12 protein-coding genes are annotated in these 12882 nt (G+C 58.7%); 4 read left to right on the top strand and 8 right to left on the bottom strand.

Annotated features, from left to right (window positions below; translation table 11 throughout):
* Window positions 1–12: 12 nt before the first annotated feature.
* Window positions 13–1014: an LLM class flavin-dependent oxidoreductase gene (locus PMI31_RS12950; RefSeq protein WP_008018478.1), complete on the bottom strand. Its 1002-nt coding sequence runs from the start codon at window positions 1012–1014 to the stop codon at window positions 13–15.
* 455 nt (window positions 1015–1469) lie between these two features.
* Between PMI31_RS12950 and PMI31_RS12945 the strand changes: the two genes are divergently transcribed.
* Window positions 1470–1703 (top strand): DUF1161 domain-containing protein, encoded by a 234-nt coding sequence (locus PMI31_RS12945; RefSeq protein ID WP_008018477.1) that lies wholly within the window; start codon window positions 1470–1472, stop codon window positions 1701–1703.
* A gap of 4 nt (window positions 1704–1707) precedes the next feature.
* Here PMI31_RS12945 and PMI31_RS12940 read toward each other — a convergent pair whose 3' ends face one another.
* Window positions 1708–2130: a PA0061/PA0062 family lipoprotein gene (locus PMI31_RS12940; RefSeq protein WP_008018476.1), complete on the bottom strand. Its 423-nt coding sequence runs from the start codon at window positions 2128–2130 to the stop codon at window positions 1708–1710.
* Between the two features lie 41 nt (window positions 2131–2171).
* Window positions 2172–2594, bottom strand: a complete 423-nt coding sequence (locus PMI31_RS12935; RefSeq protein ID WP_008018475.1) for a PA0061/PA0062 family lipoprotein — start codon at window positions 2592–2594, stop codon at window positions 2172–2174.
* A gap of 59 nt (window positions 2595–2653) precedes the next feature.
* Between PMI31_RS12935 and PMI31_RS12930 the strand changes: the two genes are divergently transcribed.
* The gene (locus PMI31_RS12930; RefSeq protein WP_008018474.1) at window positions 2654–3751 is read left to right on the top strand and encodes an aminopeptidase; all 1098 of its coding nucleotides are present in this window, start codon (window positions 2654–2656) and stop codon (window positions 3749–3751) included.
* Here the strand turns inward: PMI31_RS12930 and PMI31_RS12925 are convergent.
* The 4 genes from PMI31_RS12925 to PMI31_RS12910 form a co-directional block, all read right to left on the bottom strand.
* Window positions 3733–4962, bottom strand: coding sequence for a nucleoside recognition domain-containing protein (locus PMI31_RS12925; RefSeq protein ID WP_008018473.1), 1230 nt, complete (start codon window positions 4960–4962; stop codon window positions 3733–3735). The genes PMI31_RS12930 and PMI31_RS12925 overlap by 19 nt on opposite strands.
* Window positions 4963–5079: 117 nt before the next feature.
* A complete protein-coding gene (gene gltP / locus PMI31_RS12920; protein WP_008018472.1) occupies window positions 5080–6411 on the bottom strand; it encodes a glutamate/aspartate:proton symporter GltP in 1332 nt (443 codons plus the stop codon).
* 712 nt (window positions 6412–7123) lie between these two features.
* Window positions 7124–7288: a DUF1328 domain-containing protein gene (locus PMI31_RS29935; RefSeq protein WP_003170804.1), complete on the bottom strand. Its 165-nt coding sequence runs from the start codon at window positions 7286–7288 to the stop codon at window positions 7124–7126.
* 71 nt (window positions 7289–7359) lie between these two features.
* A complete protein-coding gene (locus tag PMI31_RS12910; RefSeq protein WP_008018466.1) occupies window positions 7360–7647 on the bottom strand; it encodes a hypothetical protein in 288 nt (95 codons plus the stop codon).
* A gap of 439 nt (window positions 7648–8086) precedes the next feature.
* Between PMI31_RS12910 and algB the strand changes: the two genes are divergently transcribed.
* On the top strand, window positions 8087–9433 hold the full coding sequence (algB, locus tag PMI31_RS12905; protein ID WP_008018465.1) for a sigma-54-dependent response regulator transcription factor AlgB: 1347 nt from the start codon (window positions 8087–8089) through the stop codon (window positions 9431–9433).
* A 10-nt stretch (window positions 9434–9443) separates the two neighbouring features.
* Window positions 9444–11234, top strand: coding sequence for an ATP-binding protein (locus tag PMI31_RS12900; RefSeq protein ID WP_008018464.1), 1791 nt, complete (start codon window positions 9444–9446; stop codon window positions 11232–11234).
* A 7-nt stretch (window positions 11235–11241) separates the two neighbouring features.
* Here the strand turns inward: PMI31_RS12900 and PMI31_RS12895 are convergent, their stop codons facing one another.
* Window positions 11242–12855, bottom strand: a complete 1614-nt coding sequence (locus PMI31_RS12895) for an EAL domain-containing protein (RefSeq protein ID WP_008018463.1) — start codon at window positions 12853–12855, stop codon at window positions 11242–11244.
* Window positions 12856–12882: the final 27 nt, after the last annotated feature.

Genomic DNA, 12882 nt, shown 5'->3' with positions numbered 1-12882 from the left:
GGCGTTTGAGTATCAGCCTCGTATGACCTGCGCCAGCAACTCGTAGGAATGCACGCGATCCGAATGTTCGTACAGGTCACAGGTGAAAATCAGCTCGTCAGCCTGGGTCTGCTCAATCAGGACCTCGAGTTTGGCGCGGATTTTCTGCGGGCTGCCGATCATGGCCAGCCCAAGGAAATCGTGCACGGCCTCTCTCTCATGGGGCAGCCACAGGCCGTCCATGCTCTTCACCGGCGGGCGCTGTACCAGGCTTTGGCCACGCATCAGGGCGAGAATCCGCTGGAACACCGAAGTCGCCAGGTAATCGGCCTGCTCATCGGTATCGGCTGCCACCAATGGCACACCGAGCATCACGTAGGGCTTGTCCAAAACGGCTGACGGCTTGAAGTGATTGCGGTAGACCCGAATCGCTTCATGCATGTAGCGCGGTGCAAAATGTGAAGCGAAGGCGTAGGGCAAACCGCGTTCACCGGCCAGTTGCGCGCTGAACAGGCTCGACCCCAACAACCAGACCGGCACATTGGTTCCGGTTCCCGGCATGGCGATGATGCGTTGATCCGGAGTACGTGGCCCAAGATAGCGCACCAGTTCCGCCACATCTTCCGGGAAATCGTCGGCGCTGCCGGAGCGTTCGCGGCGCAGCGCACGTGCGGTCATCTGGTCGGAACCGGGGGCACGCCCCAGGCCCAGATCAATCCGGCCCGGATAAAGGCTTTCCAGGGTGCCGAACTGCTCGGCAATCACCAGCGGTGCATGGTTGGGCAACATCACCCCACCTGAACCGACACGAATGGTCGACGTACCACCGGCCAGATAACCGAGCAGCACCGATGTCGCGGAGCTGGCGATGCCGTCCATGTTGTGGTGCTCAGCCACCCAGAAGCGGTTGTAACCGAACTTCTCGACGTGCTGCGCCAGGTCCAGCGAGTTGCGCAGCGACTGGGCCGCGCTGCCGTTCTCGCGCACCGGCACCAGATCGAGGGTCGAGAACTTGATATCGGACAGTCGTTTCATGAACCTGCTTCTCCAATTGAGGGCGCAGGTTTGTTCTTGCGAACGCAAACCTGCCGAATCCAAAAGCGTGTTCATGCAATGTGGGCATATACCCGAGTTTCAATAGCCAGGTAAAAAATCCCGCGAAAAAAGCAGACTGATCGGACGAGGTGAACATTGCGCCACCGTCTATCGTCATGGCGTTTTCCATGATCCTCGGTATGGCCAAAGAGGGCTGTCCGGTGTCCGGGGTGCTGAATGCGAAGATCAGCCTGGAGGCAACATTGGTCGGCTGGATGCTTGTTGAACATAAATGATCGCTGCTTTGTACAACCTGCCGGGATCATTCGGCAAAAGGTGCTCAAGGCTGCGATCTTTTTTGCGCCGTGGCAGATTTGCCCGCTAAAACTATGGTCGAATAAATGACAGCAGCAAAACCCCATGAATATGCGTGCTGCCTCAAAGGAGCTTCAACCATGAAACGTTTTGCCCTGGCGGTTATCTGTTGCGCACTGGCCACTTCGGCCCTCGCAGCACCGAAGCCCTGCGAAGAACTCAAGGCCGAGATCGAAGCCAAGATTCAGGCCAGTGGCGTCACTGCCTACACGCTTGAAATCGTCACCAACGACGAGGTACACGACCAGAACATGGTCGTGGGCTCGTGCGAAAACGGCACCAAAAAAATCATCTACCAGAAGAACGACCGCTGACAGCTCACATCAGGCAGTAGGACTCCCGATCTTCAGCGACGATCTCGCGCTTGGCGTTGTACAGCCGGGCCTCGGGTATGAAGGCGATTGAGCGGCCTTGGAGCACATAACGCTGACCGGCTTCGAAATGATCGTAATTGATGGTCAGGTAGCAGATCCGTTCAGAGGGGCCGTTCATCATGCTCAATCCGCCACCACCGGGTACTTCAAAGTCGAAACGGACGATCAGTTCGTGGCTGCCCGGTGTGACCTCAAAGTAACGCCCGTCAGGCAGGCGCTGTTTATCCAGTCGTTCGGCCATCAACAACTTGTCGTTAGGGAAGGGCGTAGAGAATTCGACCCAGGCCATCTTCGGATTAGCCGCCGGCATCGGACTCTGACAACCGGCAACAACACTGGCGGCGAGTAACAGCATCAACCTGCGCATGATGAATGTCCCAAGGGATTATGCATTTAGCATAACGCCGATCAGGTACCTTGGCAGCCCGCTGGCTTACCCTGGCCAATCACTTTTCGCTGCTGATCGTAGAGTTTCGCCCAAGGCCGAAAACCAATGTTCCCCGCCTGTAGCTCATAACGCTCACCCGCGTTGAAGTCGTTGAATTTCACGTTCAACTGACAATCGCGCCACAACGGCTCGGCGTCGGGACCGATGTTGGTGGGCTGGACCGAAAATTGATAGCGAACCCTCAACTCATGGCTACCGGGCTGGACCTCGAAATAGCGTTTATCGTCAGTGGCCTTGTTGTCGACCTCCAGCGCCTGCAGCGACGTATCTTCTTGCTTTGAGTCCAGGTCGATCCAGGCTTGCGCGGGATCAGGGCGAGGTATTCCAAAACCAGCACAGCCGGCCAGAAACAGCAGGCCACCCGTCAGTATCAACATGCGCATAGCGGAGCTCCAATCAAGCGGGATAGTCTTGTGCAAAGACTCTCCAAGGAAGAATTATTGTGTTCAGGCCGCTTCCTAGCCTTGGGTTACTTGATCGCGTATTTCGCGTTTTGTTTCCGAGTGTGTTGTTTTTGTTGCTCAACGGTTGCGCCAGCGTCAGCTATTACAGCCAATTGGCCAGCGGCCAACTGCAGTTGCTACGGGCCAGGGAGCCTGTTTCCAACGTGATTGCCGACCCGGCGCGCGATGAAAAACTGCGTACACACCTGGAGCAATCGCAAAAAGCCCGAACGTTCGCCAGTCGGCAATTGCACCTGCCGGATAACCAGAGTTACCGCTTGTACGCCGACATTGGGCGTCCCTTCGTCGTCTGGAATGTCTTCGCCACGCCGGAATTTTCCCTCAAGCCCGCAAACCACTGTTTCCCCGTTGCCGGTTGTGTGGCCTACCGCGGTTACTACAGCCAGAGCGCAGCCCGCGGCGAAGCGGCTGTGCAACGCTTACAGGGCATGGACGTGTCGATTGGTGGCGTCGAAGCGTACTCGACGCTTGGCTGGTTCAATGACCCAATCATCAGTTCGATGATGGGCTGGGGCGATGAGCGACTGGCCACGCTGATCTTTCACGAGTTGGCCCATCAACGTTTCTATGTGAAGGACGACACGGAGTTCAACGAATCCTTTGCCACCTTCGTCGAGCAGGAAGGTACTCGCCAGTGGCGCGCCTACCGCGACCTGCCACCGGATAACGATGCGCAGGCGCGTCAGCGCGAGCAGTTCACCGAGTTGGTGCTCAAGACCCGCACCCGACTGGAACTGCTCTACACCTTGCCATTGCCCACCGAACAAATGCGCCAGCGCAAGGCGGCCGAGTTCGAGCGCTTGCGCAGCGAGTACCGGCAAATACGCGACCGTCAGTGGGCTGGAGACAAACGCTACGACGCCTGGATCTATGCCCCCATGAACAATGCCCGGCTATTGCCGTTTGGCTTGTACGATCAATGGGTACCGGCATTTACCGCGCTGTTCCATCAGGTGGATGGTAACTGGCTGCAGTTTTATGCGGCCGTGGAGAAACTCGGCGCCTTGCCCATGGACCAGCGCAAAGCAGCGCTGAAAACTCTGGCTGACGGCACCCATCAACCAAAGAACCAGTAGCAAACCCCGATTGAACCCAGCACCCCGGCAAGCTCCGCCAGCAATGCGCAGCCAACCGCATGGCGTGCGCGCTGGATGCCCACGGCGCCGAAGTACACCGCCAGGACATAGAACGTCGTTTCTGTACTGCCCTGGACCGTTGCCGCCACCAGCGCCGGGAAGCTGTCTACGCCCGAGGTCTTCATGGTTTCAATCAACATCGCCCGGGCGGCGCTACCGGAGAAGGGTTTGACCATCGCTGTCGGCAGCGCATCGACGAAGCGCGTGTCCCAGCCGGCCCATGCCACCAGATGGCGAATCCCGTCCAGACCGAAGTCCAGCGCACCGGAGGCCCGCAGAACACCCACGGCGCAGAGCATCGCCACCAGGTAGGGCAGCAAGTTCTTGGCGACGTCGAAACCCTCTTTGGCACCTTCAACGAAGGCCTCGTAGACCTTCACTTTGCGCAGCGCACCGATCAGTAGAAACAGCATGATCAGTCCAAACAGCGTCAGGTTGCCGAGGATTGATGACAAGCCAGCCAGCGCGGTCGCCGAAAGGGTCGCCAGCAATGCCATGAAAGCACCGAGGGCGAGGGCGCCGGGGATCAGGTAGGCCAGCACTACAGGGTCCCAGATGCGCAAACGTTGCATGAACGCCACCGCCAGGAAGCCGACAATGGTCGAGCAACTGGTCGCCAGCAGGATCGGCAGGAACACCAGCGTCGGGTCAGGTGCGCCTTGCTGGGCGCGATACATGAAGATGGTCACCGGCAGCAGGGTCAGCGAGGAGGCGTTGAGCACCAGGAACAGAATCTGTGCGTTGCTGGCGACGGTCGCGCTGGGGTTGAGTTCTTGCAGCGCCTTCATGGCCTTGAGGCCGATCGGCGTGGCGGCGTTGTCCAGACCCAGGCCATTGGCGGCGAAGTTGAGGGTGATCAGGCCGATGGCCGGATGACCAGGCGGGACTTCAGGCATCAGGCGCAAAAACAGCGGCCCCAAGGCCTTGGCCAACCATTCGACGATCCCGGCTTTCTCGGCAATGCGCAGAAAACCGAGCCAGAGGGTGAGGGTGCCGAACAGCAGCACCATGACTTCGACCGATAGCTTGGCCATGGCAAAAATGCTTTCCACCATCGCCGCGAATATCCCGGCATTACCGCCAATCAGCCACTGGGCCAGCGCCGATACGGCGGCCACGATGAAGAAGCCAAGCCACAGGCCATTGAGCATCAGTCAAATCCCCCAAAAGATCCGCGAATGATAGCGGGGTGACCAGAAACGACAAACCCCGAATTTCTCCGGGGTTTGTCTGTTATTGCCTGCACCGCTCCCGCAAGGGGTGTTGCATCAGTTCTTGGAAACTTCACCCATCGGCAGCTTTTCCTTGCTGCGCCAGTGCGGCAGGGAGTTCCAGTAGCGCTGGCCCTTGGCATCGTCGTACATGCCTTCCCAACGAGCGATAACCAGAACGGCCAGAGCGTTGCCGATCACGTTCAGTGCGGTACGGGCCATGTCCATGACGCGGTCGACACCGGCGATGAACGCCAGGCCTTCCAGTGGAATACCGACGCTGCCCAAGGTGGCCAGCAGTACCACGAAGGACACGCCGGGTACGCCAGCGATGCCTTTGGAGGTGACCATCAATGTCAGTACCAGCAGCAGTTGCTGGCTGATCGACAGGTCGATGCCATACAGCTGGGCAATGAAGATCGCCGCAATGCTTTGGTACAGGGTCGAACCGTCGAGGTTGAACGAGTAACCGGTCGGCACCACGAAGCTGCAAATGGCTTTCGGCGCGCCGTAGGCTTCCATCTTCTCGATCACGCGCGGCAGCACGGTTTCGGAGCTGGCGGTGGAGTAGGCCAGTACCAGCTCATCCTTGAAGATGCGCATCAGTTTGATCACCGAGAAGCCGAACAGGCGAGCGATCAAGCCCAGGATCACGAAAGCGAAGAAGGCGATGGCGACGTAAACCAGGATCACCAGTTTGGCCAGCGGTATCAGCGACGCGAAGCCGAAGTTGGCAACGGTCACCGCGATCAGTGCGAACACGCCGATCGGGGCGTAGTTCATGATCATGTGAGTGACCTTGAACATGCTTTCCGATACGCCCTGGAACATCTTCACCAGCGGCTCGCGCAGGTCCGCCTGCAGGCTCGACAAACCGAGACCGAACAATACAGAGAAGAAGATGATCGGCAGCATTTCGCCGCGAACCATGGCCGCGAAGATGTTCGACGGGATCAGGTTGAGGATGGTTTCGATGAACGCATGTTCATGCTGAACCTCAGCCGCTGTGGCCTGGTACTTGGAAATGTCCACAGTGCCCAGGGTGCTCATGTCGATGCCGGCACCCGGATGGAACAGGTTGGCCAGCAGCAGGCCGACCACGATGGCGATGGTGGTGACGATCTCGAAGTAGATGATGGTCTTGAAGCCGATGCGCCCCAGCTTCTTGGCGTCACCGACGCCGGCAATGCCGACGATCAAAGAGGAAATGACGATCGGAATCACGATCATCTTGATCAGACGGATAAAGATATCGCCTGCCGGTTGCAGGACGTTGCTGATCCACCAGGCTTTTTCGGCACTGAAATGGTTGAGCAGCGCACCGATTGCAATCCCCAATACCAGACCGATGAGGATCTGCCAGGCGAGGCTAAGCTTTGCCTTCTTCATATCTTTACCCTTACTTGTTGTTTGACTCAGGGAAATGCATGAACTGGAACGCTTATGGCGAAAAAGTCCAGTGCATCTACCCCCCGTATAAGGTGCCCCGGAACGCGTGTTGACGGCTCTCTGGCAGGCGAAAAAAGGCGCAACTATTCCGATGCAAGGGGGCGCCGTCTAATGCCGTAAACGCCTACCCCATGCCGAATCGGCATGAGGTTTTTTTACCGAAAGCGACGTCGCAATCGGTTCGAATGCGACATTTCAGCAGGCATAAGTGCCGTGAACCGGTCATCACAGAGCAGATTGAATGTTTTTTGAGCAGTGGCTGAGCGTTGATTTTTCAGCAGAATCCCGCAGGGCGAAGCAAAAAATCACGGCCAAAGAAAATGGATTTTTCTCGATATACGGTCGCTGGTGAAACACCAGGAAAAGTATTTTGCGACGTAACAAGGACAAGGAAGCGATAACACTGGTGAAACCGAGACAAGTGCTCTATTTCAATGTGTTGCGTGATCAAGCCCTTCGCAAGTCCGTCGAGCCATGGCGGTCCGGCGAACTTGCGCAGCAGCTTCTCCTGACCCGGCCCTTGCGCAAGCACCTCCCTGTACCCGTAGGTCACTCCGCCCCTGAAACAGGCAGAACGTCCCGACCCCTTGGTCATGCGCCAGCCTTCCTCAGGTGACGCAGGTGGAAGGAGGCGCCGTGGCCTCCTCTCATATCAGCCTCGACCGCGACGGCCAAAGAAGAAGGAGGCAATGAACATCACCAGGAACACGACAAACAGAATCTTGGCGATACCCGTGGCGGTGCCCGCGATGCCACCGAAGCCCAGTACGGCGGCGACGATGGCGATGATCAGGAATGTGATTGCCCAGCTCAACATGGTGATTCTCCTTACACTTGTGTTTAGAGGTGCTGCGTTTCCCGGCGCATCGGGTGCGGCGGAGGTTTTGCCTAGAACACCCAACGCTCTTGATGACGCATCTCACCCACAGGCCCGGCCTGGTCGACATCCATCATGCGTATCGGGGGGCCATAGGCCTGATCGCTGCCGACAGCGCTGAAATGGGTTTGGGCCGGATGCGGAGTCGACAGGAATGGCGCTTCCAACTGCTGACTCTGCTCCCAGCGCAGAAACTGCTGGCCGCCGATCAAGGTGATCAACAGCGCCAGAACAGCAAACAGTCCTTGCAAGATATGCACAGGCGACAGGTGCAGGCGGGCGGCACGTTGACGGTTCATCCTGGAGCTCCTACCACTCGGGTCGGTATTCGATAGCGGGCGTTTGTTTTTGAATGCCCTGGTTAACCAGACAACTGCAGCCCGCATGCCAGCTTTGGCTCGAAATATTCTCCTTTTATTTCAATACCTTATGTACACAAAAGAAATCACTTCGCACGCATCCTGCACGATGCCACGGGTGCAGTCGTGCGTATTGCACGATTCACTTGAAGGGAAGGTGTAAATTTTTTGAATTGAGAGAAGGGCGCGGATGTCAGAAATACATACTGTCCACTGTCAGGAACCGGGCATCTACTAAAAGACCCGCATAACCGGGTGGCTAACCGATACATCGGATGAAAGCTACTCTGCCATGACAGCAATGGCTCAGAATCAATCATGCAACTTGCCCGATTTTTCCGGGCCTAAATAAAGATCATTCATTAAGGAGCGCAGGAAAATGGAATCAGCCACTGAGCATCAAGGCCGCATTCTGCTGGTGGATGATGAGTCCGCTATCCTGCGTACCTTCCGTTATTGCCTTGAAGACGAAGGCTACAGCGTGGCCACCGCTACCAGCGCCGCGCAGGCGGAAACCCTGTTGCAGCGACAGGTCTTCGACCTGTGCTTCCTCGATTTGCGTCTGGGTGAAGACAACGGCCTCGATGTGCTGGCCCAGATGCGTATCCAGGCGCCCTGGATGCGGGTGGTGATCGTCACTGCGCACTCGGCCGTCGACACGGCGGTGGATGCGATCCAGGCCGGTGCCGCCGACTATCTGGTCAAACCGTGCAGCCCCGATCAATTGCGCCTGGCAACCGCCAAGCAACTGGAAGTGCGGCAACTGTCAGCGCGACTGGAAGCCCTGGAAGGTGAAGTGCGCAAGCCCAAGGATGGTCTGGACTCCCACAGCCCGGCCATGAAAGTGGTACTCGAAACCGCCCGCCAGGTTGCCACGACCGATGCCAATATCCTGATTCTTGGTGAATCCGGTACTGGCAAGGGCGAACTGTCCCAAGCCATTCACAGCTGGAGTAAACGCGCGAAGAAATCCTGCGTCACGATCAACTGCCCGTCGCTGACCGCCGAACTCATGGAAAGCGAGCTCTTCGGCCACAGTCGCGGCGCCTTCACCGGCGCCAGCGAAAGCACCCTGGGCCGAGTCAACCAGGCTGACGGCGGCACGCTGTTTCTCGACGAGATCGGCGACTTTCCCCTGACATTACAACCCAAGTTACTGCGTTTTATTCAGGACAAAGAATATGAGCGCGTCGGTGATCCGGTGACCCGACGTGCCGATGTGCGCATCCTTGCGGCCACCAACCTCAACCTTGAGGACATGGTCCGCGACGGTCGCTTCCGCGAAGACCTGCTCTATCGCCTGAATGTCATTACCTTGCACCTGCCACCGCTACGCGAACGCCGCGAAGATATTCTCAACCTGGCCGATCGTTTCCTGGCGCGTTTCGTCAAGGAGTACGCCCGTCCCGCGCGCACCTTCAGCGATGAGGCCCGGGAAGCGCTGCTGAGCTATCGCTGGCCGGGCAACATCCGTGAGCTGCGCAACGTGATCGAGCGGGCGAGCATCATCTGTCCGCAGGAGCGGGTCGAGATCAGTCATCTGGGCATGGCCGAAACCCCAGCCAACAATACACCTCGCATCGGCGCGGCATTGAGCCTGGACGAGCTGGAAAAGGCCCACATCGGCGCGGTCCTCGCCACCGCCGACACGCTGGACCAGGCGGCCAAAACCCTGGGCATCGACGCCTCGACGCTATACCGCAAACGCAAGCAGTACAACTTGTGAGCAATAGCCGATGAAACTGGCGATGAAATTGCGAACCCGGCTTTTCCTGAGCATCTCCGCCCTGATCACCGTCGCCTTGCTCGGGCTCTCGCTCGGGCTGGTCAGCGTGATGCAGATGGCCGGCAGCCAGGAAGCGCTGATCCGCAGCAACTTCATCACCCTGGACCTGGGGCTCAAGCTGCGTCAGACCCTGGGTGACCAGTTAATCATCATGCTGAGCGAGAAACCCGACTCTGCGGCCTTCGCGGCCTCGAAGCAGCATTACTTCGAACTGCTCGAACAAGGCATTGCCCAGGAACCGGCAGAATCAGGAAGCGAATACGGTTTCAGAAAAGCCAAGGCCGATTACGAGCGTTTTATCCAGGCTTATGAAGCATCCCCGGACACCTCGAATGTGCTCAGCAGCCAAGGCGACCTCACAGATAAATTCAACGCACTGCGCAATGGCCTGATCGCCGAGCACCAGCGCGCGCTGGACAACATCAACAATACCGAGCGCCAGGCCCGGGAGCAGGCACTGCTGATTGCCGGGTTACTTGGCCTGGTGGGGCTGGCGGTACTGATCATCGGCTTCGTGACTGCACAGGCTATGGCCCGGCGTTTCGGCGAGCCCATCGAGGCCTTGGCCAAGGCGGCGGACAATATCGGCCAGGGCAATTTCGATGTCACCCTGCCGATCTCTTCGGCGATGGAGCTGAACCAGCTGACCCGGCGTTTCGGGATCATGGCCCAGGCGCTGCGTGAACATCAGGCCACCAACGTCGATGAGTTGCTGGCCGGTCAGCAGCGTTTGCAGGCCGTGCTCGACAGCATTGACGACGGACTGCTGATGATCGACCGCCAGGGCCACCTGGAACACCTTAACCCTGTAGCCCAGCGCCAACTGGGCTGGGAGTCCGATCGCCTGGGTCAAGGGTTGGGCGCGGCGCTTGAGCGCCCCGAACTCGATGAGCAGCTGCAACTGGTGCTGCGCGGCGGCACGCTGGAGCGGGCACCGGAAGACTTGAGTGTTGAAGTCGACGGCGAGTCGCGACTGCTGACCTATAGCCTGACCCCGGTCAGCCATACCCAGGGCCATATTCTTGGTGCTGTGATGGTGCTGCATGACGTCACGGAACAGCGTGCCTTCGAACGGGTTCGCAGCGAGTTTGTATTGCGCGCCTCCCATGAATTGCGCACACCGGTCACCGGTATGCACATGGCCTTCGGATTGTTCCGTGAGCGCGCACACTTTGCTGCGGACTCCCGGGAAGCGGACCTGCTCGATACCGTGAATGAAGAGATGCAGCGGCTGATGCAGTTGATCAATGACCTGCTGAATTTCTCCCGTTACCAGAACGGCATGCAAAAACTCACCCTGGCGCCGTGCTCCATCGAGGCGTTGCTGGAACAGGCTCAGTCACGCTTTGCCTCATCGGCCGATGAGAAGGAAATCAGTCTGCTGGTGGAAGTGCACGGGCCTTTGCCGCGGTTGCAGGCCGACCAGCCGCAGCTGGACCGGGTACTCGACAACTTGCTTGACAATGCCTTGCGTCATACCGGTTCCGGCGGGCGGATACGCCTGCAGGCCCGGCGCCACGGCGACCGGGTCATCATCAGTGTCGAGGACAACGGCGAAGGCATTGCCTACGGACAGCAGGGGCGAATCTTCGAGCCGTTCGTGCAGGTCGGACGCAAGAAGGGCGGGGCCGGGCTCGGCCTGGCCCTGTGCAAGGAAATCGTGCAATTGCATGGTGGGCGGATGGGCGTCTATTCACGGCCGGGGCAGGGTACCCAGTTCTACATGGCGCTGACCGTTTAGGTCGCGGTCACGCTTCGTCATCCAGACGCCGGCCAGCCAGGCGTCGCCCCCGGGTTATCAATTCAATGAACTGAACCGCGCTCAGCGCATGGGCGAACAACCAGCCCTGGCCGAACTTCACACCTTCACTGCTCAGGAACTCGGCCTGGGCTTCATGTTCGATGCCCTCGGCAATCACCTTCAGGTGCAGCGACTGGGCCATATGAATGATGTGCGGGGCCACACCGCTGCTGGCGGCGTCATGGCCCAACGCATCAATGAACGCCTTGTCGATTTTCAGGCAATCCACCGGCAGGGTTTGCAAATAGGCGAGGCTGCAATAGCCGGTGCCAAAGTCATCGATCAACACCTGGTGCCCGACATCCCGCAATGCCTGCAGGTTTTCCCGGGCCACCACCACATCGACCAGCCCGCGCTCGGTGACCTCAAAGGCAATTTGCCGCGCAGCGACGCGGTGCAGGGTCAGCAGCCTCGCCATCACCTGGCCGATCCGCGGAACCATCACATCACACGCCGCGAGATTGACCGAGATATACAGTTGCGGGTTGGCACGCAGCAACTGGCCGAGTTGCTCAAGCAGGCGTTGCAGGACAAAGTCCGTCATCTGGCGAATCTGCCCGGTATTCTCCGCCATCGGAATGAACAGGTCGGGACTGGTCAGGGTACCGTCCGGCCTGCGCCAACGCAGCAGCGCTTCAGCCCCGACACAGTTGCGGCTATCGAGGTCGAAGATCGGTTGATACAGCACCTGCAACTCGCCACGGCGAATCGCGCCGGTCAGTTCGGCGTCCAGCGACTGCCGCTGGCGCACCAGCAGAAACACCAGGAACCCAACGCATATGCCCAGCGCCAGGCTGGCCGGCAGCAACCACCACCAGACCGCCGGGATGTGCATACCGCTACGCGGGCTGATCAACACCAATTGATACTCCGGGTTGTCGGTGGGCATGCGATATATCAGGCGTGTCTGGGTGATCTGCAGCGCATCACGGTTTCTTGGTGGCCAGGACTCGACCGGCGGCCAGATCTGAGTAGCGCCCAACACCGGAATCGCGCGCGCTCCATGGTCCAGGACAACCAGCAGGCTGCTGCCCGGAGACAGGTCGACCATATCGGTCAAATGCCCGCGAGAGGTCGCAACCCGGAAATTCCCGCGCCCGAGCATCAGCGCGGCGCGGTTTTCATCGGGTTCGGTGGTGGTGTTGAGCCAATAGCTGTAGGTCGGACCCTTGATATCTGGCGATCGAATCAGCGACAGCCCTTCCTGACGAGGGCGATTGGAGCAGATTCGCGAGGAGTCCATGTAGGCGGCTTCGTAGACGAAGCGATAATTGAACGTAACCTGTTGCAAGGTCGCGATCATTTCAGCATCGCAGCCGCGCAACGGCTGTGCTTCAAGGTCGTCAAGGCTCTCACGCAGTTGCCCGAAGAGTTGTTCCAGCCGGGCGAGGAAGCGCTCCCCTTGAGCATTCATTTCTTCGCTTTCGTTTTGCTCGACCTGGTGTATGGCGACGAACAGGCTGCCAGCCATCAATAACGTTGCGCTCAAGACAGCAGACATCAGCCCCAGGAACCAGGGGCGATGGAACCAGCTAAGGAAGGTCTCTCGAGCAGCAGGCATTGTGCAATATCCGAAGTATTACCAATG

It is taken from the genome of Pseudomonas sp. GM55, from assembly GCF_000282395.1.
GTDB lineage: Bacteria > Pseudomonadota > Gammaproteobacteria > Pseudomonadales > Pseudomonadaceae > Aquipseudomonas > Aquipseudomonas fluorescens_CC.
The sequence above is the reverse complement of the archived record's forward strand: the minus strand, read 5'-3'. Positions and strand labels throughout refer to the sequence as shown.

Excerpts from the sequence above, each read along its gene's own strand:
- PMI31_RS12950 (WP_008018478.1), bottom strand. The coding sequence starts at position 1,014 with ATGAAACGACTGTCCGATATCAAGTTCTCGACCCTCGATCTGGTGCCG.
- PMI31_RS12945 (WP_008018477.1), top strand. The coding sequence starts at position 1,470 with ATGAAACGTTTTGCCCTGGCGGTTATCTGTTGCGCACTGGCCACTTCG.
- PMI31_RS12940 (WP_008018476.1), bottom strand. The coding sequence starts at position 2,130 with ATGCGCAGGTTGATGCTGTTACTCGCCGCCAGTGTTGTTGCCGGTTGT.
- PMI31_RS12935 (WP_008018475.1), bottom strand. The coding sequence starts at position 2,594 with ATGCGCATGTTGATACTGACGGGTGGCCTGCTGTTTCTGGCCGGCTGT.
- PMI31_RS12925 (WP_008018473.1), bottom strand. The coding sequence starts at position 4,962 with ATGCTCAATGGCCTGTGGCTTGGCTTCTTCATCGTGGCCGCCGTATCG.
- gltP (WP_008018472.1), bottom strand. The coding sequence starts at position 6,411 with ATGAAGAAGGCAAAGCTTAGCCTCGCCTGGCAGATCCTCATCGGTCTG.
- PMI31_RS29935 (WP_003170804.1), bottom strand. The coding sequence starts at position 7,288 with ATGTTGAGCTGGGCAATCACATTCCTGATCATCGCCATCGTCGCCGCC.
- PMI31_RS12910 (WP_008018466.1), bottom strand. The coding sequence starts at position 7,647 with ATGAACCGTCAACGTGCCGCCCGCCTGCACCTGTCGCCTGTGCATATC.
- algB (WP_008018465.1), top strand. The coding sequence starts at position 8,087 with ATGGAATCAGCCACTGAGCATCAAGGCCGCATTCTGCTGGTGGATGAT.
- PMI31_RS12900 (WP_008018464.1), top strand. The coding sequence starts at position 9,444 with ATGAAACTGGCGATGAAATTGCGAACCCGGCTTTTCCTGAGCATCTCC.
- PMI31_RS12895 (WP_008018463.1), bottom strand. The coding sequence starts at position 12,855 with ATGCCTGCTGCTCGAGAGACCTTCCTTAGCTGGTTCCATCGCCCCTGG.